Origin of the sequence: Vogesella sp. LIG4 (assembly GCF_900090205.1) — a bacterium.
Taxonomy (GTDB): Bacteria; Pseudomonadota; Gammaproteobacteria; order Burkholderiales; family Chromobacteriaceae; genus Vogesella.
On sequence record NZ_LT607802.1, the window covers coordinates 741372 to 767007 of the forward strand.

Below are 25636 nucleotides of genomic sequence, written 5' to 3' on the forward strand. Positions count from 1 at the left end.
CATGGCGCCCGCACACTGCAGCTCAGTATTCCAGCGGCAGGCTCACGCGCTTGCCGTCGCGGGCGGACAGATACATACCGATCAGCAGCTCCAGCGACTTCAGCCCTTCGCGGCCGTCGGTTTCCGGCTCCGCCTCGCCACGCATCACCTGGATCACGTTGTCGTAGTACAGCGGATGGCCAAAACCATACACGCTGGTGGTGGCGTAGCTGGCGTGCTTGATCTCTTCGTCCATTGCGTGCGGCTCGGAGAACTCCCAGTGCTGGATCTCGTTCACCGCCATGCCGCCCACGCGCACGCTGCCCTTTTCGCCGAGGATGGTGATGCTGCCTTCCAGGTTCTTCGGGTAGGTGAGCATGGTCACGTTCATGCTGCCCAGCGCGCCGGAACGCCAGCGCAGGCTCACCACGCCGCTGTCTTCCACTTCGATGTCGCGCTCCAGCGTGGCGGTGTAGGCCTGCATGCTTTCCACCGGGCCGATCAGCCAGTCGATCAGGTCCACGTAGTGGCTGGCCTGGTTCATGAAGGCGCCGCCGTCGTATTCCCAGGTGCCGCGCCAGTCGGCCTGGTCGTAGTAGGACTGCGGGCGGGTCCAGAACACGTTGATGTTCACCATGTAGATGCGGCCGAAGCGCTTTTCCTGCACCGCGCGCTTGAGCAGCTGCAGGGTGGCGTTGCGGCGGTTCTGCTTCACCACGAACAGGCGCTTGCCGGCCTGGTCGGCGGCCTTCACCATCGCCACGCCGTCGTGCCAGCGGGTCGCCATCGGCTTTTCGGTCATCACGTGGAAGCCGGCGGCAAAGCAGTCGATGGCTTGCTGCGGGTGCAGGCCGGACGGGGTGGTGAGAATCACCACGTCGGCATCGCTGCTGGCCAGCAGTTCGCGCAGCGTGGCATGGCCACGGGCGCCGGTGCGCGTTACCGCGGCAGCCAGCGCCGCCGGGTCGGTATCGCATACGTCCACCAGTTCGCAGCGCTCGGCATGCTGTTCGATGGCACCAAAATGGTTGGCCGCAATGCGGCCGCAGCCGACCAGCGCGAAGCGCAGCTTGCGGTCGGTAATGGTTTCGTAACTGATCATCGCCTTATTCCTTGCCTGGCCGGCCTGTGGCCAACCTTCAACCTGCCGTCATGACGGCAGGCAAAAAAACCGTTGGCCGCACACGGCGGCCAGTTTGCACGCCTGCTGTTACAGCAGCAGGCGGTTGTCGCTGTGCAGATTCACATCCTTGATGCGGCTGACAAAATCGCAGAACTCCAGGCCGAAACGGCCTTCCAGCTCGTCGGCACGCTTCTCCAGCGCCTCCCAGCTCAACGGCGCCGGCGTTTCCTTGAACGCCATCACCGCCATATTGCCGTGACTTACCGCCGGCAATTCGATCACCCGGCCCTCGAACACCGCCAGCAGGCGCTCCACGAACTGCTGGTAGCGCTTGTCGCCGCTCCACCAGTTGGTGACGAACACGCCGTTCGGCGTCAGCGCGCGGTGGCAGTCCTCGAAGAACGCCTCGGTGGTCAGCTCGTCCACGATCTGCAGGCCATCGAAGCCGTCCACCAGGATCACGTCGGTGGACTCGCGGAACACCTTCACGTACTCGGCGCCATCGGCCTCGATGATCTCGAAGAAGTCGCCCTCTTCCGGCAGCTGGAAGAACGAACGCGCCACCGCGATCACCTGCGGGTTGATGTCCACCGCCACGCTTACCGCGTCCGGCAGGTATTCGTCGATCCAGCGCGCGAAGGAGCCGCCGCCCAGGCCGATCTGCAGGATGTGGCGCGGGTCGTCGTGCCACAGCAGGAAGGCCATCATCGCGCGGCTGTAGGACAGCACCAGGTCGGCGGGCTCATCCAGGTTCATCGAACTCTGGATGGTGGCCGAGCCCAGGTGCAGCGAGCGGATATTGCCCTCTTCGGAGATTTCCACCTCCGGCATGGCATCCACGCCCTTGCGCACGCGGCGGCGGAACGGGTGCAGGGCCTTATGCGCCACAGCCGCCTCCGGACACCTCGGTCGATGCGGCCTTGGGGCGCGAATCCAGGATGCTGATGGTGCGGCGCGGCGCGACGGCCGGCGCGGCTTCGTCGTCTTCGGCCGGCGGCTGCGGGTCGCGGAATTCTTCCTTGTCGAAGGCGGTATCGCCGCCCTCGAACGGGCTATCGCCGGTCTGCAGGCCGGCAAAGTCGAACAGGGCAGTGTCGGCCAGGTGCGAGGGCACCACGTTCTGCATGGCGCGGAACATGCTCTCCACGCGCCCCGGGAAACGCTTGTCCCAGTCGTTCACCATCTCCTTCACCACCTGGCGCTGCAGATTCGGCTGCGAGCCGCACAGATTGCACGGAATGATGGGGAATTCGCGCAGGGTGGCGTAGCGCTCGATGTCCTTCTCGCGGCAGTAGGCCAGCGGGCGGATCACCATGTGCTTGCCGTCGTCGGACACCAGCTTGGGCGGCATGGCCTTGAGCTTGCCGCCGTAGAACATGTTCAGGAAGAAAGTGTGCAGGATGTCGTCGCGGTGGTGGCCCAGCGCGATCTTGGTGGCACCCAGCTCGTCGGCCACGCGGTACAGAATGCCGCGACGCAGGCGCGAGCACAGGCTGCAGGTGGTCTTGCCTTCCGGCACCAGGCGCTTGACGATGCTGTAGGTGTCTTCCTCGACGATGCGGTACTCCACGCCGATGGACTGCAGGTACTGCGGCAGCACATGCTCGGGGAAGCCCGGCTGCTTCTGGTCCAGGTTCACCGCCACGATGCTGAAATTGATCGGCGCCGATTTCTGCAGCCCCAGCAGGATGTCCAGCAGGGTGTAGCTGTCCTTGCCGCCGGAGAGGCAAACCATCACGCGGTCGCCCTCTTCGATCATGTTGAAATCGTTGATGGCATCGCCCACCTGATGGCGCAGGCGCTTGGTGAGTTTATTGCCTTCAAACTGGGCCTTTTTGGCCTTGGCCTCGGCATCGTGGAGCTGTTCGGACATGGGGTACGGCTAAGAAATTGAAAAACCGGCTATTTTAGTCCGATCACGGCGATTTGTGCCATGCAGCGGCCGGCATTTTTTTGCGCCGCCGCAAGGGTGAGCGCGAGAAGGTTGGCCGCAAGGCAACTACAGCACCACGCTGCGGCCGCCATCCACCGCCAGGACCTGACCGTTGACATAGTCGGTATCGAACAGCAGGAAGGCCACCGCGCGGGCAATGTCCTCCGGCACACCGGTGCGCGCCAACGGAATCGACGCCTCGATGGCGGCACGCTCGCCGGCATCGAACGACACCTCGTCCTCCGGCCACAGATTCACCCCCGGCGACACGCCGTTCACCCGCACCAGCGGTGCCAGCTCCACCGCCAGGCTGCGGATCAGCTGCGCATGGCCGGCCTTGGCCAGGCTGTACACCAGGTGGCGCTTCATCGGCCGCTCGGCGTGAATATCGACGATGCCGACGATGGCGCCGCGGGTGGCCGCCAGGTAGCTGGCCGCCGCCTGCGCCAGGAACAGCGGCGCCTTGAGATTGCTGCCCATCAGGTCGAACCAGTCCTGCTCGCGGATGGCGCCCATCTCGGTGGGGTAGAAGCTGGAAGCATTGTTGACCAGGCCATCCAGGCGGCCAAAGGCGGCATAGGCATCCTCCACCAGCTGCGGCAGCGCGGCAGTATCCAGCAGGTCGGCCTGCAGCAGCACCACCGAACCGGGGCGGGTGGCGTTCAGCTCTGCGGCCAACGTCTCTGCCGTCTGGCGCGAGCCGCGGTAGTGCAGCGCCAGCCGCGCGCCACGGGCATGCAGGTGGCGCGCAATGCCCGCGCCCACGCGTCGTGCCGCGCCGGTAATCAGCACCACCTTGTCATGAACTTCCGCTTGCATACCCTCTCCCGTCGGTATTTGCTTGGCGACTGCGCGCCGATTAGCGACAATTCCCGCCATTTTAACGCGAACCCGCGCCAGAAAATGGCCGCGCGTTCCGAGCCGCGAGTTTTTACCATGCCCCTGCCCGAAGCCTCCGCCGACGCCCTGGCCGTCAGCCACACCCTCGCCCGCACCATCGCCGCCGAGATTGCAGACCGCGACGGCTGGATGCCGTTCTCGCGCTATATGGAGCTGGCGCTGTACGCGCCGGGCCTGGGCTACTACACCGCCGGTAGCCGCAAGTTCGGCGAGGCCGGCGACTTCATCACCGCGCCGGAGCTCACCCCGCTGTTCGCCCAGTGCCTGGCGCGCCAGCTGGCCGAGCTGCTGCCGCAGACCGCCGGCCACATCGTGGAATTCGGCGCCGGCAGCGGCCGCCTGGCCGCCGACCTGCTGCTGGCGCTGCAGGAGCTGGGCTGCGAGCCGGCCAGCTACAGCATCGTCGACCTGTCACCGGACCTGATCGAACGCCAGCAGGCCACCATCGCCACCCTGCCGCCAACGTTGGCCGCAAAGGTGCGCTGGCTGCCGACACTGCCGGACAGCGTGGATGGCATCCTGCTGGGCAACGAGGTGCTGGACGCCATGCCGGTGGAACTGGTGCTGCGCAATGCCGGCAAGCAGCTGCAGCAGCGCGGCGTCACCGTGCGCGACGGAGCGCTGTGCTTCGAAGACCGCGCCTTCGACGACCCGCAACTGGCCGCGCTGGCCGATGCCCTGCTGCCGGACATCCCGGATTACGTCAGCGAGATCAGCCTGGCGAATCGCGGCTTCATCCGCACCCTGGCCGGGGTGCTGACGCGCGGCGCCATGCTGATGATCGACTACGGCCACAGCGCCGGCGAGTACTACCACCCGGAACGCAGCATGGGCACCCTGCTCGGCCACTACCGCCACCACACGCTGCACGACCCGTTCTACCTGCCGGGGCTGATGGACCTCACCACCCACGTGGACTTCAGCGCGGTGGCGCAGGCCGGCATCGACGCCGGGCTGGATCTGATCGGCTACACCAGCCAGGCGCAGTTCCTGGTCAACGCCGGCATCACCGGCCTGCTGTCGCACCTGGATGCGGCCAACATCAAGGACTACCTGCCGGTGGCCAAGGCGGCACAGCGGCTGCTGTCGCCGCAGGAAATGGGCGAAACCTTCAAGGTGATCGGCTTTGGCAAACAGGTGGGAATCGACTGGCTGGGCTTCAGCCAGGGCGACCGCTGCTACACGCTGTAAGCATCGCTAGACCATTTTTGGCATTCTGCAGAAATAGTTGACACCCCGAAATCCGCTGCGTATAGTTCGCAACCTCGATGCCAGCGCATCGAAATGTGGCGAATTAGCTCAGTTGGTTAGAGCGACGGAATCATAATCCGCAGGTCCGGGGTTCGAGTCCCTGATTCGCCACCACAGTTTATCGAGACTGTGTGCAAGCAGAGTCTCACGGCGAATTAGCTCAGTTGGTTAGAGCGATGGAATCATAATCCACAGGTCCGGGGTTCGAGTCCCTGATTCGCCACCAATAAAAAAGCCAGCTCAACGAGCTGGCTTTTTTGCATTTCCGCAGGTCTTTCCCCGCAAAACCCAGACAGGGAAAAGCCGGCTCCCCGAGCCGGCTTAGTTCATGTCACCACCGTTCACTCCCCGCCGGCAGCGCGCCAGCCCAAGTCGCGCAGCGCACCCAGCAATGCCGCGTGCGGCAAGGCCCTGGCCTGGTGGCCGTTGTTACCATCGACATCCTCCGCCGCCAGCAAGGCATTGACGATGGCCTCTTCCACCGCCTCCGCCGCCGCTTCGAACAGCGGCGAGATGTGATCCGGACGCACCATTTCCACCTGCTGGGTGAACGCCCCCTGCTGCGCATAGTCGGCCACCGGCAGCTGCTGGTTGCCGGTGGCAAACGCCAGGAAGATGTCGCCGCTGGAGTCCTCGGTGCCCCCGCCGGTGCGGGCAATGCCCAGCGAGGCGCGCTGCGCCAGGCGGCGACACTGCTCCGGCAGCAGCGGCGCGTCGGTGGCCAGCACCACCACGATGGAACCCATGCCCGGCTGCGGCAGCCGACGCTGGCTGAACGGCGACGGGATCAGCGCATCGTCCAGCATGCGGCCAACGGGGTAGCCCTGCACCAGCAGCGAGCCGCGCTTGCCGTGGTTGGCCTGCACCAGCGCGCCCACCGTCCAGCCGCCCTGCGCAGCGCCAAGCCGGCGCGAGGCGGTGCCGATGCCGCCCTTGAACTCGTGGCAGATCATGCCGCTGCCGCCACCGACATTGCCCTCCGCCGGCAGGCCGCCGTGTGCCGCCTGCAGCGCTTCGGCCACGTGCTCTCCGCTCACGTGAAAGCCGTTGATGTCGTTCAGCAGGCCGTCGAAGGTTTCCATCACCACCGGCATGGTCCAGTACACCGCATCGCCGGCGGGCAACTGCTGCCGCTCCAGGCGGATCAGGCTGTCGCGCACCACGCCCACGCTGTGGGTGTTGGTGATGGCGATGGGCGTGGTGAGCACGCCAGCCTCGCGTACCCACTCCAGGCCGGTGGCGTCGCCGTTGCCGTTGAGCACGTGCACGCCGGCAAAACAGGGCTGCAGCCGGGCGGCGTCGGGGCGCGGCTCGATCACCGTCACCCCGGTGCAGGCGCGGCGGCCGTCGGCGAACTGCTCGCGTACCGAGCTGTGCCCTACCCGCACGCCCGGCACGTCGGTAATGGCGTTCAGCGGGCCGGGGCGGCCGTGGCCGATGCGGATGCCGAGTTGTGTTGCGCGTTGTTTCATAGTGCTTTCCTATCGGGTTGAGGTTGCCGGTTGCTGTGCCCGCTCTTGCCAGCGGCCGAACAGCAGGCCGACCACGATGATGGCGGCCACGATCAGGAAGTCGCGCAGCGGCGCGTCCTGCAGGATGGCCCACAAGGTGTACAGGGTGCCGCCTATCGCCAGCAGTACCGGCAGCGGCCACCACGACATGGTGTACGGGTGATGGATATCGCTACGGCGGCGGCTGACCAGCGCGGCAATGCCCATGCCGAGGTAGGACAGCAGGATCAGGATCACGGTGAACGAGGTCAGGTCCGCCAGGTTGGAGTTGAAGGTGAGCAGCGCCGATGGCACCGCGAACAGCAGGGTGGCGATCCACGGCGTGCCGAAACGCGGGTGGATGCGCAGCAGCGCTTCGTTCATGCGCGCCGGCCACATGCCGTCGCGGCCGCTGGCGTACAGGAAGCGGCTGCTCTGCAGCACGATGGCGATGATGGCGTTGAACACCGACAGGAAAATGCCGCCGCTCACCGCCCGAGCCAGCAGCGGCGAACTGAGGCTGCTGACCACGTAGCTGATCGGGTCCGCCTGTCTGGCAAGCTCGGTCAGCGACGGTGCGCCCAGCAGCAGCGCGGTCATCGGCAGCAGCTCCACCAGCACCACGATGCCCAGCGAAATCAGCACCGCGCGCGCCATGGCCTTGCCGCCCTGGTGACGTTCGTGCATGTCTTCGGCCAGGTAGATGGCACCGCCAAAACCGTTGTAGGAGAACATGGCGCTGCCGATCATGGCGGCGATCACCGGCACCGACACCGTGGCCAGCACACCATGGCTGTCGGCCATCACCGGGTGCAGCAGCAGGGCAGCCGACTGATGCTGCTGGCCAAAGCCCAGCACCGCGATCAGCGCCAGTACCAGCACCTCCACGCCGAGGAACAGCCCGGTCACCAGCGCGTTGAGCTTGATGTCGAGAATGCCTATCGCGTAGCACAGCACTACCACCACCAGCGCCACACTGGCGCTGTCGAACTGCGTGCCCAGCGCGGAATTGAGATAGGTGGCGGCGCCGGTGGCCAGCACCGCCGGAATGAACAGCAGCAGGCACAGCACGAACAGATACATCTGCAGGCAGGCCAGCCGCCCGAACAGCCGCTGCACGATCACATACTCCCCGCCGGCGTTGGGGTGCGCGGCGCCAAGCTCGGCGTAACACAGCGCATAGGTCACCGCGAGGATGGCCGCCAGCACGAAGGACAGGAAGGCCCCGGTGCCGGCGCCATGAATGGCGAACGGGGCGATCACGAAGATGGAACTGGCCGGGGTGACCCCGGAAACGGTAATCAGCACCACGTCGGCAATGCCGAGCGAGCGCCGCAATCCGCTGCTGGTATTTTGTTTTGACACGGCTACGGTCTCCTGTTGTAGTCAGAACCTTCTGCTCAGGTCTGTGCGTCACAGTGTAGGGAGCCCCCGGCGGGCGCCCAATTACCAACACCGGTTACCCCAGATAGGTTAGAGACATGGAAGGTCTGCTTCGAGAACTGCCGTTGCACCACGGCCTGGCACAGCTGTTCGAGCACTTGGGTGGTGCGCGTTTCTGGCGCGCGCTGGTCTTGCAGCTGCGCCAGCTTGCGCCGTTCGACAACGCGCTGGCAGTGTGCTTCACCCCGCGGCAAGCGCCGCTGATCCTGGATGAATCCAGCTTCGACGCCGCGCCGGCAGCCTCGCCGATGCCGCTGTACTGCCAGGGCCTGTACCTGCTGGACCCGTTCTACCAACTGGCCTGCGAGCCGTTTACCGATGGCCTGCACCACCTGCCGGACATCGCGCCGGACCAGTTCCAGCAAAGCACCTACTACCTGGACTATCACCGCAAGGAGGTAGGCGTGGACGAGGTGCAGTTCCTGCTGCGGCTGGCGCCCGAGCAGGTGCTGTCGCTGTCGCTGGGCAGCAGCAGCCCCTACCAGGCCGAACAGATCGGCCGCCTGCGCATCGTGCAGGGCTGGGTGCTGGCGGCCATGAAACGGCACTGGCAGCTACAGGAAGCGCCGCAGGCCAGCCCGCCGCGCAATGGTCTGTCCGACCAGCTGGCGCAGATGCTGGAACAGTTCGGCCGTGGCTGCCTGTCGGAGCGCGAATCGGAAATCGCCCGCCTCACCCTGCGCGGCCTGTCCAGCAAGGCCATTGCCCAGCAGTTGGCGATTTCGCCGGAAACGGTGAAGGTGCACCGCCGCAATATGTACAACAAGCTGGGGGTGGCCAATCATTCCGAACTGTTCAACCGCTTCATCTGCCAGCTAAGCCAGAACGGTTAGCCGGCGCAGGTTCCGGCCAGGAACTCTGCCCGCCCGTCGCCCTCGTATCTATAAAACCAGAACCGGATACCAGGGAGTCACCATGCACGCAACACCCCTCATCACCACCCTTGTCGGCGCCCTGCTGGCGGCGTTCGCACTGGGCGCGCTGGCACTGAAGCTGCGCCTGCCGCCGCTGCTGGGCTATCTTGCCGCCGGCATCATCGTCGGCCCGTTCACCCCCGGTTTCGTTGCCGACGGCCACCTGGCCGCCGAGCTGGCCGAACTGGGCGTGATCCTGCTGATGTTCGGCGTGGGCCTGCATTTCTCCATTCACGACCTGCTGGCGGTGCGGCGCATCGCCCTGCCCGGCGCCATCGCGCAGATCGCGGTGGCCATCGCGCTGGGCTACGGCCTGTCGGTGTTACTGGGCTGGCCGCTGGCCGAAGGGCTGCTGTTCGGCATGGCGCTGTCGGTGGCCAGTACCGTGGTGCTGCTCAAGTCGCTGGAGGAACACCAGCGGCTGGAAACCCCGGCCGGCAAGGTGGCGGTGGGCTGGCTGGTGACCGAGGACATCGCCACCATCCTGGCGCTGGTGCTGATTCCGGCCATTGCCGGCAACGATGCGGCCAACCTTGGCGGCTCGCTGCAGGCCATCCTGCTGACGCTGGGCAAGGTGGCGGCCTTCGTGGCAGTGATGATGCTGGTGGGGCAGAAGCTGATTCCGCTGATGCTGGAAAAGATCGTGCACACCGGCAGCCGCGAGATGTTCCGCCTGGGCGTGCTGGCCACTGCGCTGGGCGTGGCCTACGGCGCCAGTGCGCTATTCGATGTGTCGTTCGCGCTGGGCGCCTTCTTTGCCGGCACGGTGCTGGCCGGCTCGCCGTTCAGCCACCGCGCTGCCGAGGAGGCGATGCCGCTGCGCGATGCGTTCTCGGTGCTGTTCTTCGTGGCCGCCGGCATGCTGTTCGACCCGCGCGTGCTGCTGGACGACCTGCCGGCGGTGCTGGCCACGCTGGCCATCATCATCGTCGGCAAAGGGTTGGCCGCATGGTGGCTGATGGCCTCGCTGCGCCAGCCGCGGGCCGACCGCTGGCTGATTGCCGCCAGCCTGGCGCAGATCGGCGAGTTTTCCTTCATCCTCGCCGGCCTGGGGCTGCAGCTGGAGCTGCTGTCCAGCCGCGGCCATGCGCTGATCATGGCCGGCGCCATCCTGTCCATCCTGCTCAACCCCTTCGTGTTCAAGCTGGCACTGCGTCGCGGCGGCGGCGCTGCAGCCGGCGTGGCGGTGTGATAAACTCGCGCGCAAGCTATTCATTCGCCAGCGAAAAAGCGCTTTTCCCCACGGGAACCGGTGCGGCCAACGCTGGCCTTTATTTTTTTGCGGCAGCCGCGCTGCCGCCCATCAGCAGACACACAAGCAGGCATGAAAAAGGTTTACATCAAGACATTCGGCTGCCAGATGAACGAGTACGACTCCGACAAGATGGTGGATGTACTGGGCAGCAGCGAAGGCATGATCAAGACGGATAACCCGGAAGAAGCCGACGTTATCCTGTTCAACACCTGTAGCGTGCGCGAAAAGGCGCAGGAGAAAGTGTTCTCCGACCTGGGCCGCATCCGCCCGCTGAAGGAAGCCAACCCCGACCTGATCATCGGCGTGGGCGGCTGCGTGGCCTCGCAGGAAGGCGACAGCATCGTCAAGCGCGCGCCGTTCGTGGACGTGGTGTTCGGCCCGCAGACCCTGCACCGCCTGCCGGAGCTGATCAAGGGCCGCCAGCAGAGCGGCGCCGCCCAGGTAGACATTTCCTTCCCGGAAATCGAGAAGTTCGACCACATTCCGCCGGCCAAGGTGGAAGGCGGCGCGGCCTTCGTCTCCATCATGGAAGGCTGTTCCAAATACTGCTCGTTCTGCGTGGTGCCCTACACCCGCGGCGAGGAAGTATCGCGCCCGTTCGAGGACGTACTCACCGAGATCGCCGGCCTCACCGCCCAGGGCGTGAAGGAAATCACCCTGCTGGGGCAGAACGTCAACGCCTACCGCGGCAAGATGGCCGATGGCGAGATCGCCGACTTCGCCATGCTGCTGGAGTACGTGCACGAGATTCCGGGCGTGGAGCGCATGCGCTTCACCACCAGCCACCCGCGTGAATTCAACCAGCGCATCATCGATTGCTACGGCAAGCTGCCCAAGCTGGTTTCCCACCTGCACCTGCCGGTGCAAAGCGGCTGCGACCGCGTGCTCACCGCGATGAAACGCGGCTACACCGCGCTGGAATACAAGTCCATCATCCGCAAGCTGCGCGCGCTGCGCCCGGACCTGTGCCTGTCGTCCGACTTCATCGTCGGCTTCCCCGGCGAGACCGAGGCCGATTTCGAGGCGACGCTGAAACTGGTGAAGGATCTGGAGTTCGACTTCAGCTTCGTGTTCATCTACAGCCCGCGCCCGGGCACGCCTGCGGCCAACCTGCCGGACGACACCCCGCACAAGGAGAAAGTGCGCCGGCTGGAAGCGCTGAACGAGGTGATCGAGGCCCGTGGCTTCGACATCAACAAGAGCATGGTGGGCAGCGTGCAGCACGTGCTGGTGGAAGCCATCTCCAAGAAAGACCCGAACATGCTGGCCGGCCGTACCGCCAACAACCGCGTGGTGAACTTCCACGGCAACCCGCGCCTGATCAACCAGATGATCGAAGTAGTGATCACCGAAGCCTTCCCGCATTCGCTGGGCGGCGAGGTGCTGACTACCGAGACGGTATAAGGCCGCCAGGCCGGGAGCATGTCCATGTACGTGGTTTCGCTGCACTACACCGCACCGCTGAGCCGCATCGACGAACTGGTGCCGGCACACGTGACCTGGCTGCAGGCAGCCTACCGCGACGGCCTGCTGCTGGCCTCCGGCCGCAAGCTGCCACGCACCGGCGGCGTGATCCTGGCGCGGAGCATGCCGCGCGAGCAACTGGATGCGCTGCTGGCGCAAGACCCGTTCGCCCGCGCCGGCGTGGCCGAATACGACATCACCGAATTCGCCCCCAGCCTGAGCGCACCGGAACTTGCCCACCTGCTGGAGCCGGCATGAGGCGCGCACTGCTGCCGCTGCTGCTGGCGCCCGTGCTGGCCGGCTGCGCCAGCACCCCTGATGACGACTTCGTCGCCAGCGACCCGGCCACGCTCGACTGCCCGGCGCTGGCGCGCCAGCTCATCCGCAGCGATGCCCGCCTGCGCCAGCTGCTTGCGGCCAACCCCAATATCGACATGAACATCGGCCTTGGCAGCAGCATCGGCAGCCACGGTGCCATCGGCGTGCTGATTCCGCTGCCCATGGGCCAGCTGCGCACGCCATCGCAGGAAGCGGTGGCGCTTGAACAATACCAGTCCCGCCTACGACAATGGCAGCAACAACGACACTGCCCGGAAGCCCTCCCCAAGACGCCATGAGCGAGCAACAAAGCTGCAGTTACCAGTTCACCCCGGTGGACAACGAACGACTGGCGCGCCTCACCGGCCCGCTGGATGAAAACCTCAAGCAGATCGAAACCGGGCTGGATGTCAGCATCCAGCGCCGCGCCGAGCAGTTCAACATCAAGGGTGAGCAGGCCACCCGCGCGCTGCTGCTGCTGCAACGCTGCTACGAGCTGGCGGAAAAGCGTGAGCTGAACGTGCGCGACATCCAGCTGGGGCTGGTGGAAGCGCGCCAGGACAACCCGGCAGACGACGATTCGCCGCAGCTGGCCACCCGCCGCCGCGACCTCAAGGGCCGCACCCCGCGCCAGAGCAGCTACATCAAGCAGATCTTCAGCCATGACATCACCTTCGGCGTCGGCCCGGCCGGTACCGGCAAGACCTACCTGGCGGTGGCCTGCGCGGTGGACGCCATGGAGCGCGACGCAGTGAAGCGCATCGTGCTGGTGCGCCCGGCGGTGGAAGCCGGCGAGAAGCTGGGCTTCCTGCCCGGCGACCTGGCACAGAAGGTGGACCCGTACCTGCGCCCGCTGTACGACGCGCTGTACGACCTGATGGGCTTCGACAAGGTGGCGCGGCTGTTCGAGAAGAACCTGATCGAGATCGCGCCGCTGGCCTATATGCGCGGGCGCACGCTGAACAACGCCTTCATCATCCTGGACGAGGCGCAGAACACCACGCCGGAACAGATGAAGATGTTCCTCACCCGCATCGGCTTCGGCTCCAAGGCGGTGATCACCGGCGACGTGACGCAGATCGACCTGGCCCGCCACCAGAAGAGCGGGCTGGTGGAGGTCGAGCACATCCTCAAGGACGTGCGCGGCATCCATTTCCATCATTTCAACAGCGAAGACGTGGTGCGCCATCCGCTGGTGCAGAAAATCGTCGACGCCTACGACCGTTATCAAAGCAAGCAAGACAATGAAACAAGCCAAACGTAATCCGCTGCTGCAAAGGTTGGCCGCACGCCTGGAACTGAGCCTGGAAGACCGCCTGGAAAGCGAACAGCCGCTGCCGGAAGGCAAACTGTGGCGCCGCTGGTGCCAGGCCGCGCTGCAAAGCGGTGTGCGCCAGGCACAGATCTCGCTTGTGGTGGTGGACGAAACCGAGGGCCGCACGCTGAACCGCGACTACCGCGGCAAGGACTACGCCACCAATGTGCTGTCCTTCGCGCTGAACGAAGGCGACAGCGTGGCGGGCATGCCACTGTTCGGCGACCTGGTGTTCTGCGCCCCGGTGGTGGCGCGCGAGGCCGCCGAGCAAGGCAAGGCGCTGGAAGCGCACTATGCGCACCTGGCCGTGCACGGCATGCTGCACCTGCAGGGCTTCGATCACGAGGCCGATGACGAGGCGGACAGAATGGAAGCGCTTGAAACGGCCATCCTCGCCAAGTTAGGCTATGCCGACCCTTACGCCACCGAAAAGGCCTGACCCCGCCACACCATGGACGATTCCAGTAAACCTTCCCCCAGTTGGTTCGAGCGCCTGCTGAACCGTTTCACCCACGAGCCGGAAGACCGCGAGGAGCTGAAAGCCCAGCTGCACGCCGCCTTCGAGCGCAATCTGCTGGATGCAGAAGCGCTGGCGATGATCGAAGGCGTGCTGTCGTTCTCCGAACGCACGGTGCGCGAGATCATGATGCAGCGCAGCCAGATGGATGTGATCAGCCTGGACGACACGGTGGAAAAGCTGCTGCCGCGCGTCATCGAGCTTGGCCATTCGCGCTTTCCGGTGATCGGCGACGACAAGGACGACGTCAAGGGCATCCTGCTCACCAAGGATTTGCTGCGCTACTTCACCGCGCCGCAGGACTTCAACCTGCAGGCCATGCTGCGCCCGGTGGTGTTCGTGCCGGAAAGCAAGCGCGTGGACAGCCTGCTGCGCGAATTCCGCGCCACCAAGACGCATATGGCGATTGCCGTCGATGAATACGGCGGCGTGTCCGGCCTGGTGACCATCGAGGACGTGCTGGAGGAAATCGTCGGCGACATCGACGACGAGCACGACCTGATCGAGTCGGAAGAGGAAATCGTGCCGGTGCGCGGCGGCCGCTATCGCGTGCTGGCCACCACCACGGTGGAAGACTTCAACACCTTCTTTGAGAGCCAGCTGCCGAACGACGAAGTGGACACCGTCGGCGGCCTGGTCACCGCCAACCTCGGCTATGTGCCGGCGCGAGGCGAGGGCCTGCAGCTGGATGGCTGGCATTTCACCGTGATCCGCGCCGACAGCCGCCGCCTGCAGGCACTGCTGGTGGAACGCCGCGGCCTGGCACAGGATTGAGCATGCTGTTGCAACTCGCCTGGCTGCTGCTCACCATCGGCAGCGGCGCCGCCACCGTACTGGCCTATGCGCCCTACCGGCTGTTCTTCCTGATGCCGCTGTGCCTGGCCACCCTGCTGTGGCTCGTGCAACGTTGGCCGCAGCGTGCCTTTACCACTGCCTGGCTGTGGGGGCTTACCGCCTACTGCAGCCAGTTCTACTGGATCTACATCAGCCTGCACGACATCGCCGGCCTGCCATCGCCCCTGGCCGGCGGCATGACGCTGCTGCTGCCCGCCTACCTGGCGCTGTATCCGGCGCTGGCCTGCCACCTGACGGTGCGCATCCACAGCCATGGCTGGGTGCGTCACCTGCTGCTGTTTCCGGCGGCGTGGACGGTGGGTGAATGGCTGCGCAGCTGGATGCTCACCGGTTTTCCGTGGGGCGCCGCCGGCTACAGCCAGATCACCGAAAGCCCGCTGGCCGGCTACGCGCCGCTGGGCGGCATCCACCTGGTGACCTTTGCCGTGGCGCTGAGCGCCAGCCTGCTGGCCTGGCTGCCGCAGCTGCCACGCAAGGGCATGCTGAGCGGCCTGCTGGCCATTGCCCTGCTGTGGGGCGGCGGTGACCTGGCCAAGCGCCAGCAATGGACGCAGGACAGCGGCAAGCCGCTGACGGTATCGCTGCTGCAGGGCAATATCCCGCAGGCGCTGAAGTGGGACCCGGCCACCTTCGAATTCACCCTCGCCACCTATTACCGCATGGTGGCGCAGGCGCCGGCCTCGCAGCTGCTGCTGCTGCCGGAAACCGCGCTGCCGGTGTTCCTGGACGACATGCCTTCCGGCTACCTGACCATGATCAACGGCGCCGCCGACCTGAAGAACAGTGCGCTGATCACCGGCCTGCCACGGCGCACGCCGGACGGCCGCGGCTATCTCAACGCCGTGGTGGCGCTGAACCAGCCGCAGTTCCCCTACTACGCCAAGGATCACCTGGTGCCGTTCGGCGAGTTCATCCCGCTGCCGATGATCACCAGCTGGATCTACCAGTTCATGAACATGCCGCTGTCCGGCTTCAGCCGCGGCGGGCCCATGCAGCACCCGCTGCAGGTGGCCGACCAGCGCATCGCCTTCAACGTCTGCTACGAGGACGGCTTCGGCGAGGAACTGATCGGCCCTGCGGCCAACGCCACCATGCTGGCCAACGTCAGCAACCTGGCCTGGTTCGGCAAGAGCAACGCCATGAGCCAGCACCTGCAGCTGTCGCAGGCGCGGGCACTGGAAACCGGCCGCGCCATGCTGCGCAGTACCAATACCGGCATGACCGCAGTGATCGACCATCGCGGCGAAGTGGTCGCCGTTGCCGCGCCGGACACCCGCCAGACCATCAGCGCCACGGTGCAGGGCCGCAGCGGCCTGACGCCGTATATGCAGACCGGCAACCTGCCCATCCTGGCGCTGTGTGCCGCCCTGCTGCTGATCGCCGCCGGCCTGGGCTTGTGGCAACGCCAGCAGCAGCGTACTGCGCTGGAGCACTGAGCTTCGCGCAGCAGCAAAGCAAACAGCCCGGCATGCCGGGCTGTTTTGCTGTCGGACCATCCTCGGCCGCACTACACCTGGAAGCGTGCCACCATGCCGCGCAGCCGCTCGGTCAGCTGGTTCAGCTCGCCCATGGCGCTGGAGGTAGTGCCGGACGCCTCGGCATTGTTGGCCGCAGCCTGTGCGATCTGCTCCACGTTGCGGGTAATCTCCTCGCTGGCATTGCCCTGCTCCGTCAGCGCCTGCGAAATCTCCTTCACCACCCCCACCACGCCGTTGGCGCTGTCGCGGATGTGGCGGATGGCTTCGCCGCCCTGCTCGGCCAGCGCGAGGCCCGCCTTCACCCGGCTCACCGCCTCTTCCATATTGGTTCGCGACTGCTCGGAGCCATGCTGGATGTCGCGGATCATGTCGGCGATTTCCTGCGTGGCGCCGGCAGTACGCTCGGACAGCTTGCGCACCTCGTCGGCAACCACCGCAAAACCGCGGCCGCTTTCGCCGGCGCGCGCCGCCTCGATGGCCGCATTCAGCGCCAGCAGATTAGTCTGGTCGGCAATGTCCTTGATCACCTGCATGATGGTGGAGATGGTCTCGGTCTTGCCGACCAGCTCGTCGATGGTCACCGCGGCATGATCCACCGCGGCATTGATGCGCTGCATCTCCACCACCGCGCTGGCGATTACTTCGCCGCCCTGGTTGGACAGCTCGCCGGAGTTGGCCGAGACATCGCGCGCATGGTCGGCCAGCTCGGCCACCTGCTTGATGCTGGCAGTCAGCTCCTCGATCGCCGCCGCCATCTCGGTGGCGGCGTGGCTCTGCTGGTCGGAACTGGCCGCCACGGCGCCGGCGCTGCCGGTAATGTCGCCGGCCATGCCGGCCAGGCTGCGGCTGCTGTTGGCGATGCCGCCCACCAGTTCACGCAGGTGCTGCTGCATATCGGCCACGGCGGCCAGCAGGCTGTCCTTGTCGCCATCGGCAATCGGAATCGGCACGTGCAGATCACCCTCGGCAATGCGGTGCACCACATCGCGGGTAACGGCCGGCTCGGCTCCCAGCTGCTGCATCACGCTGCGGCGCAGCCAGGTGCCGAAAATCACCACCACCACCAGGGCCACCAGCACCTCTACCGCCAGTTGCAGCGCCTGCTGCAGGAAGTCGGCCTGCACGTCATCCAGGTAGATGCCGGTGCCCACGACCCAACCCCATTTCGGCGAGGTGGCAACGTAAGACACCTTGGGCTGCGGCGTATCGAATCCCGGTTTGTCCCAGATATAGTGGGCCTGGCCCTTGCCGCCGCCACGGTTCAGCGTTTCCTCGAACACTTCGCGCAGCGTGCGGCCACCGCCTTCCTTCAGGCTGGCGGCATTCTTGCCGATCATGGCGGCCTTGGCGCCATGCACTACCCAGTTCCAGTCGCGGTCGAAGGCAAAGAAATATTCACCACCGTTGTAATGCGCGCCATTGAGCACCGCCACCGCCTGGCGCTGTGCCTCGGCATCGCTCAGTTGCCCGGCCGCGGCGCGCTCCTCGTAACTCTTGACCACCGACAGCGCCACCTCGGCCAGGTTGCGCACCTTGTCTTCGCGGTCTTGCAGCATGGTGCTGCGTTCATGCAACAGCGACAGCACACCAAGCAGTATCAGGATGGCGGCCACGGCCACCACCTGCAGCAGCAATCGGCGCTTCAGGGACCAGCGTGTATTTTGCTTCATCGATTCTCTCCAAGGGGCATTTTATTGTATATACAGCTTTACTTACGCTTTTTTTATACTGAACAATTTAAAGACAAAGCCACCGGCTGTCACCACGCGACATAAAAAAAGCCCGGCCAAAAGCCGGGCAAACACTGCGAGTCAAGGGTAATCCCCAAGCCTGCCGTGTGCGGCGGCAGGCCAACGTCATGCGCTTCTGTGCTCCTGACAGCCTGCAACAGCAGGCAAACCGCCAGCAGCCTCATTCGGTTTCGTGAATCGCCTCCGCGATGGTGGCAAACAGGGTGTCGATCTGCTGTTTGTCGATGATCAGCGGCGGCGATACCGCGATGGTGTCGGCGGTGAAGCGCAGCAGCACGCCTTTCTCCCAGCACTTGAGGAAGACATCGAAACCGCGCTGCCCTACCGCACCCGGACGGCTTTCCATCTCGATGCCGGCCACCAGCCCCAGGTTGCGGATGTCCTGCACGTGGCGGGTGCCGCGCAATGCATGCGCCTGCTGCTCGAAATAGGCTTCAAGGTTGGCCGCACGCTGGAACAGTTGCTCGTCGCGGTACAGGTTCAGCGTGGCAATGGCCGCGGCACAGGCCAGCGGGTGCGCCGAGTAGGTATAGCCATGCGGAAACTCGATGGCGCGCTCGCCAGCCGCCGCCATGAAGGCATCGTGGATCTCCGGCTTCACCAGCACCGCGCCCATCGGCACCGTACCGTTGCTCAGGCCCTTGGCACAGGTAATGATGTCCGGCTGCACGTCGAACTTGTTGGCGCCCCAGTCGGCACCCAGGCGGCCAAAGCCGGTAATCACTTCGTCAAAAATCAGCAGGATGCCGTATTTGTCGCAGATCTCGCGCAGGCGCTGCAGGTAGCCACGCGGCGGAATCAGCACGCCGGTGGAGCCAGCCATCGGCTCCACTATTACTGCAGCAATGGTGGACGGGTCGTGCAGCGTGGTGATGCGCGCTTCCAGTTCATCGGCCAGCTCGGCGCCAAATACCGGCTCGCCATGGCTGAAGGCGTTACGCGCCAGATCATGGGTGGCACGCAGGTGGTCCACCCCCGGCAGGCCGGTAGCGAACAGTTTGCGGTTGCCGGCCATACCGCCTACGGCGATACCGCCGAAGTTCACGCCATGGTAGCCACGCTCGCGGCCAACCAGCTTCACCCGTGCCGCATCACCACGCACCCGGTGGTAGGCCAGCGCAATTTTCAGCGCGGTATCGGCAGCCTCGGAACCGGAGTTGACAAAGAACACCTTGGACAGCCCGGCCGGCGCCATCGCGGCCAGGGTTTCCGCTGCCTCGAATGCCAGCGGGTGGCCCATCTGGAATGGCGGCGCGTAGTCCAGCACGCCAACCTGGCGCTGTACGGCTTCGACGATGCTGCGACGGTTATGGCCGGCGTTCACGCACCACAGGCCGGCGCAGCCATCCAGCACCTGGCGCCCGGCATCGTCGCGGTAATACATGCCATCGGCGCTGACCAGCATGCGCGGGTCGGCCTTGAAATGGCGGTTGGCGGTGAACGGCATCCAGAATGCATCCATGCTGTACTGGCTCATGATGGCCTCGTCGGTGGGGTGTGAGGCCTGTCAATGTAGGCAAAATCCCAGTACAGTGACAGATACGGAACCATGACAATCGGCCCGATCGTACCGGTCAATTTTTCAGTACAGTTTGCAATGAACAGCCATAACCACCTGCTGGACCGTAGCCAGCGCAGCAAGGTTACCCAACTGGTGCACGGCATCGGCCAGGCCATCCGCCAGGGAACACTGCCAGCCGGCTACCGCCTGCCTTCCATCCGCCAGCTGGCCGCCGAACTGGGCTTCAGCGCCTTTACCATCAGCGATGCCTATGACCGCCTGCTGCAGCAGGGTCTGCTGCAATCGCGGCCCGGCGCCGGCTACTACGTGCTGCGCAAGAGCCTGCCGCCGCTGCCGCAGCAACCGAACCGGCTGGCACAGCTGCCACTGGACAGCGACTGGCTGCTGACCGGCATCTACGATGGCCAGGCACGCGGCATTCTGGCCGGCTGCGGCTGGCTGCCGGAAAGCTGGTACGACGCCGACGGCATCGCGCGCGCCATGCGACGCATCGCCCGCGAGCAATTGCCCGGCCTGAGCTATGGCCACCCGCAGGGCCTGCCGGCACTGCGCCAGTTGCAGGCCGACAAGCTGCAAGCAGTGGGCATTCCATGCAGTGCCAACCAGATTCTGCTCACCCAGGGCGCAACGCAGGCGTTGAGCATCCTGTGTGATGCGCTACGACTGGAGCAGCAGACGGTGCTGGTGGACAGCCCCGGCTACTGCAACCTGATTTCTTCGTTGAAGTTCCGCGGCTGCAAGATCGTCGGTGTGCCGTGGACGGCAGATGGCCCCGAGCTGGACAGCCTGGCACGCCTGCTGCAGGAACACCGCCCGCGGGTGTTCTTTACCAATCCGTGGCAGCAGAACCCCACCGGCGCCAGTTACTCGGTGCAGACTGCACATGGCGTGCTGCAACTGGCGCGCGAACATGACCTGCTGATCGTCGAGGACAACGTCAGCGCCGACCTGCTGGACAACCCTCTGCCCACGCTGGCGGCCATGGATGGCTTGCAGCAGGTGATCCACATCGGCAGCTACAGCAAATCGCTGAGCCCGGCACTGCGTGTCGGCCACCTGGCGGCGCCGCCGCGCTGGGTAGAGGCACTAACCCGTGCCAAGATGTTGGCTGCACTGGGCACCTCCAGCCATACCGAGCAGCTGGCCTACGAGCTGGTGCGCGATGGCAAATATCGCCGTCACAGCCAGCGGCTGGCCGATCGTATCGCCGAACACAGTGCCGTCGCCATTGCCCGTTTCGAGCAACTGGGCTGGCAGGTATTCCAGCCAGCCAGCCGCAGCATGTTCATCTGGGCCTGCCCGCCGCCAGGCGTGCACATCGATGCCAGCCGGGCACAGCAGCAGCAGATCTACCTGACCCCCGGCACGCTGTTTCACGCCGATGCGGCCAACTGTGCCTACTGGCGCTTCAATTCCGCCTACCTGCAGCCGGATGCCTTCTGGCACTGGCTGCGGCAGCAGCAATGAAAAAAGCCAGCGCAAGCGCTGGCTTTTTTTGAATCGGCTGCGATTACTCGGCAGCTTCTTCCACAACTACTTCACCTTCCGCACGATCCACCAGTTCAACCAGTGCCATCGGAGCGTTGTCGCCCTGACGGAAACCGTACTTCAGGATGCGAACGTAGCCGCCGTTACGGGCTGCGAAACGCGGGCCCAGAACGTCGAACAGTTTCACAACCACTTCACGGTCGCGGGTGCGGTCGAATGCCAGACGGCGGTTTGCCAGGGACGGCTTCTTACCCAGGGTAATCAGCGGCTCGGCAACGCGGCGCAGTTCTTTGGCCTTCGGCAGAGTAGTCACGATTGCTTCGTGACGCAGCAGCGAGTTAGCCATGTTGCGGAGCATGGCCAGACGGTGGCTGCTGGTACGATTCAGTTTACGATTGCTATTACGATGACGCATTGTAGTGTCCTTTTATCCCGGCTCAGGGCTTTTCGAGACCAGCCGGCGGCCAGTTTTCGAGTTTCATGCCCAGGGTCAGGCCTTTCGAAGCGAGAACTTCCTTGATCTCATTCAACGACTTACGACCAAGGTTCGGAGTCTTCAGCAGCTCGGTTTCCGTACGCTGGATCAGATCACCGATGTAGTAGATGTTCTCGGCCTTCAGACAGTTGGCGGAACGTACCGTAAGTTCGAGATCGTCTACCGGACGCAGCAGGATCGGATCGATCGGCGGCGCCTTTTCAACGACTTCCTCAACTGCGGTGCCTTGCAGGTCTGCAAAGATCGACAGCTGATCAACCAGGATGCGGGCAGCCAGACGGACTGCTTCTTCCGGTTCGATCACGCCATTGGTCTCGATATCGAGAACCAGACGATCCAGGTCGGTACGCTGCTCTACACGGGCGCTTTCAACATTGAAGCTGACACGACGCACCGGGGAGAAGGAGGCATCAAGCTGGATGGTACCGATCGAACGGTTGTCGTCATGGTTGATACGAGCCGCTACCGGCTGATAGCCACGGCCTTTCTCTACCTTGATTTCCATGTCGATCTTGCCACCAGCAGCCAGATGACCGATGACGTGATCAGGGTTGATCACTTCAACGTCATGCGGCAGCTCGATGTCACCGGCCAGAACAGCGCCTTCACCATCCTTTTTCAGGGAGAGGATCAGGCTGTCACGACCATGCAGTTTAAGCACTACGCCCTTCAGGTTCAGGAGGATGTCAACAACATCCTCCCGTACACCGTCAAGAGCGGAATACTCATGCAAAACGCCAGCGATGGTTACTTCGGTCGGGGCGTAGCCCGGCATCGAAGAGAGCAGAATGCGGCGCAGCGCATTACCCAGGGTATGGGCATAGCCACGCTCAAACGGCTCCATCGACACACGTGCATGTGTAGCCGATACCGGCTGCACATCGATCAGACGCGGTTTCAGAAATTCCGAAGCGCTGTTTTGCATAGTCATTCCTTAAGAGCTAGCGATTACTTGGAGTAGAATTCCACAACGAGCTGTTCGTTGATATCGCTAGACAACTCGGAACGCTCCGGAACAGTCTTGAATACGCCTTCCATTTTCTTGGAGTCAACTGCAACCCAAGCCGGGAAGCCGATCTGTTCCGCCAGAGCCAGACCTTCTTGAATACGAACCTGCTTCTTGGCCTTCTCACGAACAGCAACCACGTCGCCAGATTTAACCTGGTAAGACGGGATGTTCACTACAACGCCATTTACAGTGATCGCCTTGTGGCTTACCAGCTGGCGTGCTTCTGCGCGAGTGGAACCGAAACCCATGCGGTAAACAACGTTATCCAGACGGGATTCCAGGATCTGCAGCAGGTTTTCACCAGTGGAGCCTTGACGGCGAGCAGCTTCAGCAAAGTACTTACGGAACTGACGTTCCATAATGCCGTACATGCGGCGTACTTTCTGCTTTTCACGCAGTTGAACACCGAAGCCGGACAGGCGGGTGTTCTTCTTAGCGCCATGCTGACCTGGAGCGGTATCCAGTTTGCACTTGGAGTCCAGTGCACGGCGTGCGCTCTTCAGGAAGAGATCAGTCCCTTCGCGACGAGCCAGTTTACATTTCGGGCCAGTGTAACGTGCCATTTCTCAGACTCTCCAGATTAGATACGACGTTTCTTGGGAGGACGGCAACCGTTGTGCGGAACGGGCGTCACGTCGGAGATGCTGGTCACTTTGAAACCCAGTGCATTCAGCGCACGTACGGAGGATTCGCGGCCAGGGCCCGGACCCTTGATACGTACTTCCAGGTTTTTTACACCGTATTCTTGGGCAACTTTACCAGCGTGCTCTGCTGCTACTTGAGCGGCAAAGGGTGTACTTTTACGCGAGCCTTTGAAGCCAGCACCGCCGGAGGTAGCCCAAGACAAAGCATTCCCTTGACGATCGGTGATGGTAATAATGGTGTTATTGAAGGAAGCGTGCACGTGCACGATGCCATCGCTAACAGACTTGCGTACTTTTTTGCGTACACGACCAGCTGTGTTTGCTTTAGCCATTATCTAAGTTCCTTGAATTACTTCTTACCAGCAATCGCCTTACGCGGGCCTTTGCGGGTACGTGCATTGGTACGGGTGCGCTGACCACGGCACGGCAGACCACGACGATGACGGAAGCCGCGGTAGCAGCCCATATCCATCAGTCGTTTGATGCTCATGGTGATTTCACGGCGCAGATCACCTTCAACGGTGAATTTAGCCACTTCAACACGCAGAGCTTCCATCTCGGCTTCAGTCAGATCCTTTACCTTGCTTGCCGGGTTGATACCGGTAGCAGCACAGATGTGCTTGGCGCGGGTCTGGCCAATGCCATAGATTGCCTGCAGGCCGATAACGGCATGCGCATGATTGGGGATGTTTACCCCTGCAATACGGGCCATTCTCTTTCCTTAAGCGTTAAGCTTGAAAAGGTTGCGATTCTAGCACAACAAGTGCTCAGCCAACAAATGTTAGCCTTGCTTTTGCTTGTGGCGCGGATCAGTGCAGATCACTCGTACAACACGGTTGCGACGAATGATTTTGCAGTTACGGCAAATTTTCTTTACCGAAGGTTGTACACGCATTTCAGTTCCTTTCTATCTGAAAAGAGCAAGTGCGATTACTTCGCACGGAACACGATGCGGGCACGGGACAGGTCGTAGGGAGTCATCTCCACAGTAACCTTGTCACCCGGCAGAATGCGAATGTAGTGCATGCGCATCTTGCCGGAGATATGTCCCAGCACAACGTGTCCATTCTCGAGCTTGACCCGGAACGTTGCATTCGGCAGCGTTTCCAGGACTTCGCCCTGCATCTGGATGGTATCTTCTTTCGACATTTGCTCAGTTACCGATTGCTTAGCGGCTACCGCCACTCTTGAAGTTCGCCTTCTTCAGCAAGCCTTCATACTGGTGGGACAGAACATACGACTGCACTTGCGCCATGAAGTCCATGGTCACGACAACCATGATCAGCAGCGAAGTCCCGCCGAAGTAGAACGGTACGTTCCAGTTCAGGATCAGGAATTCCGGCAGCAGGCAAACCAGCGTGATGTAGATCGCACCAATCAGCGTGAGTCGAAGAATGATCTTCTCGATGTAACGGGAAGTCTGTTCACCAGGACGGATACCGGGGATGAATGCCCCGCTTTTCTTCAGGTTGTCTGCAGTCTCTTTGGGGTTGAAAACCAAAGCGGTGTAGAAGTAGCAGAAGAAAATGATCGCCGCAGCGTACAGCAACACATAAACCGGTTGGCCAGGATGAAGCTTGTCAGCGACAGACTTCAGGAAACCCAGACCTTCGGTATTGCCAAACCAGCCCAGCACGGTAGCAGGGAACAGAATGATACTGGATGCAAAAATCGGCGGGATAACACCGGCCATGTTGAGCTTGAGCGGCATGTGCGTGCTCTGGCCCTGCATGATGCGGTTACCTACCTGACGTTTTGCATAGTTCACCAGAACCTTGCGCTGTCCACGCTCAACGAACACCACGATGTAGGTCACTGCGACAACGGCAACGAACAGCAGGATAACCAGCAGAATCGGCAGCGAACCCTGACTGGTCAGGGTCAACGTCTTGCCAATGGCTGCCGGCACACCTGCAGCGATACCACCGCAGATCAGCAACGAGATGCCATTACCCAGACCACGTTCGGTAATCTGCTCGCCCAGCCACATGAGGAACATGGTGCCGGTAACCAGGCTTACCACGGTCGTCACGTAGAACTCGAACTGCGGAGCCACAACGAGGTTGGGTTGCTTGAACAGCATCACAGCAATGCCAAAACTCTGGAACGAGGCCAGAGCAAGGGTGGCATAGCGGGTGTACTGAGTGATTTTGCGACGGCCAGCATCACCCTCCTTCTTCAACTGCTTCAGAGTCGGAACGATCTCGGAAGCAAGTTGAAGAACGATGGAGGCAGAGATGTACGGCATGATGCCCAGGGCAAATACCGTAAATCGCTGAAGGGCACCGCCCGAGAACATGTTGAACATGTCGAGCAGGCCGGTTTGTGACGACTGGAACAACTTCGCTAGCGCCGCCGGATCAATACCGGGAACCGGAACATGCGCACCAATGCGATAAACAATCAGCGCGCCGAGCAGAAACAAGATACGACGCTTGAGGTCGCCGAACTTGTCGCTGTTTCCAACTAGAGAAGTATTCGCCACGGACTG

The 25636-nt window shown here is 63.3% G+C and carries 27 protein-coding genes and 2 tRNA genes; 13 read left to right on the forward strand and 16 right to left on the reverse strand.

The window, feature by feature from the left end:
• Positions 1–22: 22 nt before the first annotated feature.
• The 4 genes from PSELUDRAFT_RS03445 to PSELUDRAFT_RS03460 form a co-directional block, all read right to left on the reverse strand.
• Positions 23–1081, reverse strand: a complete 1059-nt coding sequence (locus PSELUDRAFT_RS03445) for a Gfo/Idh/MocA family protein (protein ID WP_088965521.1) — start codon at positions 1079–1081, stop codon at positions 23–25.
• A 108-nt stretch (positions 1082–1189) separates the two neighbouring features.
• Positions 1190–1933 carry a polyamine aminopropyltransferase gene (locus PSELUDRAFT_RS03450; RefSeq protein WP_231895358.1) on the reverse strand — a complete coding sequence of 248 codons (744 nt, stop codon included), beginning with the start codon at positions 1931–1933 and terminating at the stop codon, positions 1190–1192.
• Between the two features lie 46 nt (positions 1934–1979).
• Positions 1980–2975 (reverse strand): tRNA 2-thiocytidine(32) synthetase TtcA, encoded by a 996-nt coding sequence (ttcA, locus tag PSELUDRAFT_RS03455; RefSeq protein ID WP_088965523.1) that lies wholly within the window; start codon positions 2973–2975, stop codon positions 1980–1982.
• A gap of 126 nt (positions 2976–3101) precedes the next feature.
• Positions 3102–3854 carry a pteridine reductase gene (locus PSELUDRAFT_RS03460; protein WP_088965524.1) on the reverse strand — a complete coding sequence of 251 codons (753 nt, stop codon included), beginning with the start codon at positions 3852–3854 and terminating at the stop codon, positions 3102–3104.
• A gap of 117 nt (positions 3855–3971) precedes the next feature.
• Here PSELUDRAFT_RS03460 and PSELUDRAFT_RS03465 point away from each other — a divergent pair, with 117 nt between their 5' ends.
• From PSELUDRAFT_RS03465 to PSELUDRAFT_RS03475, 3 genes are all read left to right on the forward strand, one after another.
• Complete coding sequence (locus tag PSELUDRAFT_RS03465) at positions 3972–5126, forward strand: class I SAM-dependent methyltransferase (protein WP_088965525.1); 1155 nt, start codon at positions 3972–3974, stop codon at positions 5124–5126.
• A 97-nt stretch (positions 5127–5223) separates the two neighbouring features.
• A tRNA-Met gene (locus PSELUDRAFT_RS03470) sits at positions 5224–5300 on the forward strand.
• A 35-nt stretch (positions 5301–5335) separates the two neighbouring features.
• Positions 5336–5412, forward strand: a tRNA-Met gene (locus PSELUDRAFT_RS03475).
• A gap of 115 nt (positions 5413–5527) precedes the next feature.
• Here PSELUDRAFT_RS03475 and PSELUDRAFT_RS03480 read toward each other — a convergent pair.
• On the reverse strand, positions 5528–6658 hold the full coding sequence (locus PSELUDRAFT_RS03480; protein WP_088965526.1) for a P1 family peptidase: 1131 nt from the start codon (positions 6656–6658) through the stop codon (positions 5528–5530).
• A 9-nt stretch (positions 6659–6667) separates the two neighbouring features.
• Entirely contained in the window at positions 6668–8041 is a 1374-nt protein-coding gene (locus PSELUDRAFT_RS03485; RefSeq protein WP_088965527.1) for an APC family permease, read from the reverse strand.
• Positions 8042–8157: 116 nt separating this feature from the next.
• On the opposite strand from PSELUDRAFT_RS03485, the gene PSELUDRAFT_RS03490 reads away from it, so the two are divergent.
• The 9 genes from PSELUDRAFT_RS03490 to lnt all read left to right on the forward strand — a co-directional run bounded on the left by PSELUDRAFT_RS03490 (position 8158) and on the right by lnt (position 16193).
• Positions 8158–8952 carry a helix-turn-helix transcriptional regulator gene (locus PSELUDRAFT_RS03490; RefSeq protein ID WP_088965528.1) on the forward strand — a complete coding sequence of 265 codons (795 nt, stop codon included), beginning with the start codon at positions 8158–8160 and terminating at the stop codon, positions 8950–8952.
• A gap of 82 nt (positions 8953–9034) precedes the next feature.
• Positions 9035–10225: a cation:proton antiporter gene (locus tag PSELUDRAFT_RS03495; RefSeq protein WP_088965529.1), complete on the forward strand. Its 1191-nt coding sequence runs from the start codon at positions 9035–9037 to the stop codon at positions 10223–10225.
• 132 nt (positions 10226–10357) lie between these two features.
• Positions 10358–11692, forward strand: a complete 1335-nt coding sequence (miaB, locus tag PSELUDRAFT_RS03500) for a tRNA (N6-isopentenyl adenosine(37)-C2)-methylthiotransferase MiaB (RefSeq protein ID WP_088965530.1) — start codon at positions 10358–10360, stop codon at positions 11690–11692.
• 24 nt (positions 11693–11716) lie between these two features.
• Positions 11717–12010 (forward strand): YciI family protein, encoded by a 294-nt coding sequence (locus PSELUDRAFT_RS03505; protein WP_088965531.1) that lies wholly within the window; start codon positions 11717–11719, stop codon positions 12008–12010.
• Complete coding sequence (locus PSELUDRAFT_RS03510; RefSeq protein WP_088965532.1) at positions 12007–12369, forward strand: hypothetical protein; 363 nt, start codon at positions 12007–12009, stop codon at positions 12367–12369. Before PSELUDRAFT_RS03505 ends, PSELUDRAFT_RS03510 begins: the two co-directional genes overlap by 4 nt.
• Complete coding sequence (locus PSELUDRAFT_RS03515) at positions 12366–13334, forward strand: PhoH family protein (protein ID WP_088965533.1); 969 nt, start codon at positions 12366–12368, stop codon at positions 13332–13334. The genes PSELUDRAFT_RS03510 and PSELUDRAFT_RS03515 overlap by 4 nt, the downstream gene beginning before the upstream one ends.
• Positions 13315–13824 (forward strand): rRNA maturation RNase YbeY, encoded by a 510-nt coding sequence (ybeY, locus tag PSELUDRAFT_RS03520; RefSeq protein WP_088965534.1) that lies wholly within the window; start codon positions 13315–13317, stop codon positions 13822–13824. The genes PSELUDRAFT_RS03515 and ybeY overlap by 20 nt, the downstream gene beginning before the upstream one ends.
• Before the next feature lie 12 nt (positions 13825–13836).
• Positions 13837–14676 carry an HlyC/CorC family transporter gene (locus tag PSELUDRAFT_RS03525; RefSeq protein ID WP_088965535.1) on the forward strand — a complete coding sequence of 280 codons (840 nt, stop codon included), beginning with the start codon at positions 13837–13839 and terminating at the stop codon, positions 14674–14676.
• A 2-nt stretch (positions 14677–14678) separates the two neighbouring features.
• Entirely contained in the window at positions 14679–16193 is a 1515-nt protein-coding gene (gene lnt, locus PSELUDRAFT_RS03530; RefSeq protein ID WP_088965536.1) for an apolipoprotein N-acyltransferase, read from the forward strand.
• A 71-nt stretch (positions 16194–16264) separates the two neighbouring features.
• Here lnt and PSELUDRAFT_RS03535 read toward each other — a convergent pair whose 3' ends face one another.
• Positions 16265–17905 carry a methyl-accepting chemotaxis protein gene (locus PSELUDRAFT_RS03535; protein ID WP_088965537.1) on the reverse strand — a complete coding sequence of 547 codons (1641 nt, stop codon included), beginning with the start codon at positions 17903–17905 and terminating at the stop codon, positions 16265–16267.
• Between the two features lie 241 nt (positions 17906–18146).
• Positions 18147–19463 (reverse strand): aspartate aminotransferase family protein, encoded by a 1317-nt coding sequence (locus PSELUDRAFT_RS03540; RefSeq protein WP_088965538.1) that lies wholly within the window; start codon positions 19461–19463, stop codon positions 18147–18149.
• 120 nt (positions 19464–19583) lie between these two features.
• Here PSELUDRAFT_RS03540 and PSELUDRAFT_RS03545 point away from each other — a divergent pair, with 120 nt between their 5' ends.
• Positions 19584–20975, forward strand: a complete 1392-nt coding sequence (locus tag PSELUDRAFT_RS03545) for a PLP-dependent aminotransferase family protein (protein WP_162291238.1) — start codon at positions 19584–19586, stop codon at positions 20973–20975.
• 43 nt (positions 20976–21018) lie between these two features.
• Here the strand turns inward: PSELUDRAFT_RS03545 and rplQ are convergent, their stop codons facing one another.
• From rplQ to secY, 8 genes are all read right to left on the reverse strand, one after another.
• Positions 21019–21411 carry a 50S ribosomal protein L17 gene (rplQ, locus tag PSELUDRAFT_RS03550; RefSeq protein ID WP_088965540.1) on the reverse strand — a complete coding sequence of 131 codons (393 nt, stop codon included), beginning with the start codon at positions 21409–21411 and terminating at the stop codon, positions 21019–21021.
• A gap of 22 nt (positions 21412–21433) precedes the next feature.
• A complete protein-coding gene (gene rpoA / locus PSELUDRAFT_RS03555; protein WP_088965541.1) occupies positions 21434–22417 on the reverse strand; it encodes a DNA-directed RNA polymerase subunit alpha in 984 nt (327 codons plus the stop codon).
• Positions 22418–22440: 23 nt separating this feature from the next.
• A complete protein-coding gene (gene rpsD / locus PSELUDRAFT_RS03560) occupies positions 22441–23064 on the reverse strand; it encodes a 30S ribosomal protein S4 (RefSeq protein WP_088965542.1) in 624 nt (207 codons plus the stop codon).
• Positions 23065–23081: 17 nt separating this feature from the next.
• On the reverse strand, positions 23082–23477 hold the full coding sequence (gene rpsK, locus PSELUDRAFT_RS03565; protein ID WP_088965543.1) for a 30S ribosomal protein S11: 396 nt from the start codon (positions 23475–23477) through the stop codon (positions 23082–23084).
• Between the two features lie 17 nt (positions 23478–23494).
• Positions 23495–23857, reverse strand: coding sequence for a 30S ribosomal protein S13 (gene rpsM / locus PSELUDRAFT_RS03570; RefSeq protein ID WP_088965544.1), 363 nt, complete (start codon positions 23855–23857; stop codon positions 23495–23497).
• A gap of 69 nt (positions 23858–23926) precedes the next feature.
• On the reverse strand, positions 23927–24040 hold the full coding sequence (gene rpmJ / locus PSELUDRAFT_RS03575; protein WP_011137711.1) for a 50S ribosomal protein L36: 114 nt from the start codon (positions 24038–24040) through the stop codon (positions 23927–23929).
• A gap of 35 nt (positions 24041–24075) precedes the next feature.
• Positions 24076–24294, reverse strand: coding sequence for a translation initiation factor IF-1 (gene infA / locus PSELUDRAFT_RS03580; protein ID WP_088965545.1), 219 nt, complete (start codon positions 24292–24294; stop codon positions 24076–24078).
• 19 nt (positions 24295–24313) lie between these two features.
• Entirely contained in the window at positions 24314–25630 is a 1317-nt protein-coding gene (gene secY, locus PSELUDRAFT_RS03585) for a preprotein translocase subunit SecY (RefSeq protein ID WP_088965546.1), read from the reverse strand.
• Positions 25631–25636 lie beyond the last annotated feature (6 nt).

Coding starts and splice junctions, on each gene's coding strand:
- PSELUDRAFT_RS03445 (WP_088965521.1), bottom strand. CDS start 1,081: ATGATCAGTTACGAAACCATTACCGACCGCAAGCTGCGCTTCGCGCTG.
- PSELUDRAFT_RS03450 (WP_231895358.1), bottom strand. CDS start 1,933: ATGCCGGAGGTGGAAATCTCCGAAGAGGGCAATATCCGCTCGCTGCAC.
- ttcA (WP_088965523.1), bottom strand. CDS start 2,975: ATGTCCGAACAGCTCCACGATGCCGAGGCCAAGGCCAAAAAGGCCCAG.
- PSELUDRAFT_RS03460 (WP_088965524.1), bottom strand. CDS start 3,854: ATGCAAGCGGAAGTTCATGACAAGGTGGTGCTGATTACCGGCGCGGCA.
- PSELUDRAFT_RS03465 (WP_088965525.1), top strand. CDS start 3,972: ATGCCCCTGCCCGAAGCCTCCGCCGACGCCCTGGCCGTCAGCCACACC.
- PSELUDRAFT_RS03480 (WP_088965526.1), bottom strand. CDS start 6,658: ATGAAACAACGCGCAACACAACTCGGCATCCGCATCGGCCACGGCCGC.
- PSELUDRAFT_RS03490 (WP_088965528.1), top strand. CDS start 8,158: ATGGAAGGTCTGCTTCGAGAACTGCCGTTGCACCACGGCCTGGCACAG.
- PSELUDRAFT_RS03495 (WP_088965529.1), top strand. CDS start 9,035: ATGCACGCAACACCCCTCATCACCACCCTTGTCGGCGCCCTGCTGGCG.
- miaB (WP_088965530.1), top strand. CDS start 10,358: ATGAAAAAGGTTTACATCAAGACATTCGGCTGCCAGATGAACGAGTAC.
- PSELUDRAFT_RS03505 (WP_088965531.1), top strand. CDS start 11,717: ATGTACGTGGTTTCGCTGCACTACACCGCACCGCTGAGCCGCATCGAC.
- PSELUDRAFT_RS03510 (WP_088965532.1), top strand. CDS start 12,007: ATGAGGCGCGCACTGCTGCCGCTGCTGCTGGCGCCCGTGCTGGCCGGC.
- PSELUDRAFT_RS03515 (WP_088965533.1), top strand. CDS start 12,366: ATGAGCGAGCAACAAAGCTGCAGTTACCAGTTCACCCCGGTGGACAAC.
- ybeY (WP_088965534.1), top strand. CDS start 13,315: ATGAAACAAGCCAAACGTAATCCGCTGCTGCAAAGGTTGGCCGCACGC.
- PSELUDRAFT_RS03525 (WP_088965535.1), top strand. CDS start 13,837: ATGGACGATTCCAGTAAACCTTCCCCCAGTTGGTTCGAGCGCCTGCTG.
- lnt (WP_088965536.1), top strand. CDS start 14,679: ATGCTGTTGCAACTCGCCTGGCTGCTGCTCACCATCGGCAGCGGCGCC.
- PSELUDRAFT_RS03535 (WP_088965537.1), bottom strand. CDS start 17,905: ATGAAGCAAAATACACGCTGGTCCCTGAAGCGCCGATTGCTGCTGCAG.
- PSELUDRAFT_RS03540 (WP_088965538.1), bottom strand. CDS start 19,463: ATGAGCCAGTACAGCATGGATGCATTCTGGATGCCGTTCACCGCCAAC.
- PSELUDRAFT_RS03545 (WP_162291238.1), top strand. CDS start 19,584: ATGAACAGCCATAACCACCTGCTGGACCGTAGCCAGCGCAGCAAGGTT.
- rplQ (WP_088965540.1), bottom strand. CDS start 21,411: ATGCGTCATCGTAATAGCAATCGTAAACTGAATCGTACCAGCAGCCAC.
- rpoA (WP_088965541.1), bottom strand. CDS start 22,417: ATGCAAAACAGCGCTTCGGAATTTCTGAAACCGCGTCTGATCGATGTG.
- rpsD (WP_088965542.1), bottom strand. CDS start 23,064: ATGGCACGTTACACTGGCCCGAAATGTAAACTGGCTCGTCGCGAAGGG.
- rpsK (WP_088965543.1), bottom strand. CDS start 23,477: ATGGCTAAAGCAAACACAGCTGGTCGTGTACGCAAAAAAGTACGCAAG.
- rpsM (WP_088965544.1), bottom strand. CDS start 23,857: ATGGCCCGTATTGCAGGGGTAAACATCCCCAATCATGCGCATGCCGTT.
- rpmJ (WP_011137711.1), bottom strand. CDS start 24,040: ATGCGTGTACAACCTTCGGTAAAGAAAATTTGCCGTAACTGCAAAATC.
- infA (WP_088965545.1), bottom strand. CDS start 24,294: ATGTCGAAAGAAGATACCATCCAGATGCAGGGCGAAGTCCTGGAAACG.